Source organism: Actinophytocola xanthii (assembly GCF_001921205.1).
Lineage (GTDB): Bacteria > Actinomycetota > Actinomycetes > Mycobacteriales > Pseudonocardiaceae > Actinophytocola > Actinophytocola xanthii.
The window spans coordinates 1-425 of sequence record NZ_MSIE01000084.1 but is presented as its reverse complement, the minus strand read 5'-3'; the positions used below and the strand labels follow the sequence as shown (position 1 = coordinate 425).

The window sequence follows — 425 nt, the reverse complement described above, 5'->3', positions numbered from 1 at the left end:
GGGTGTCGCGGTCCAGGTACTGGGAGATGGACTTGGCGTTGCTCACCAGCTCCTGGGACTTCTTCTGCAGGGCGTTGTAGCCGGCAGTGTCGGCGTCGTCGTGGGCCCCGATGTTGTTCGGGTCGACCTCGAGGTAGGCGTTGCCCGCCTCGGCGGTGCCGAGGTAGCGCAGCAGCTCCTTCGCGCCATCCTCGTCGCGTGGCCGGGCGGCCATCATGAACCCGTCGATCGGCGCCTCGACCGCGTCCGTGCCGATCGCGGGGTCGACCTCCGGGAACGGGAAGAAGTCCAGGTCGTCGCGCTCGGCGTCGGGGAACTGTTGCCCGAGGGGAAGTCCGTGGACGTACATCCCGGACTCCTTGCGCAGCAGGGACTGCGTGGCCTCCTGCCAGGTGCGGCCGAGCGCGTCGGTCTGGTGGTAGGGC

General features: G+C 69.2%; 1 pseudogene. It reads right to left on the bottom strand.

Going from position 1 to position 425, the window contains the following annotated elements:
* Nucleotides 1–425, bottom strand: a pseudogene (locus BU204_RS40375) (carbohydrate ABC transporter substrate-binding protein); the annotation flags it as partial.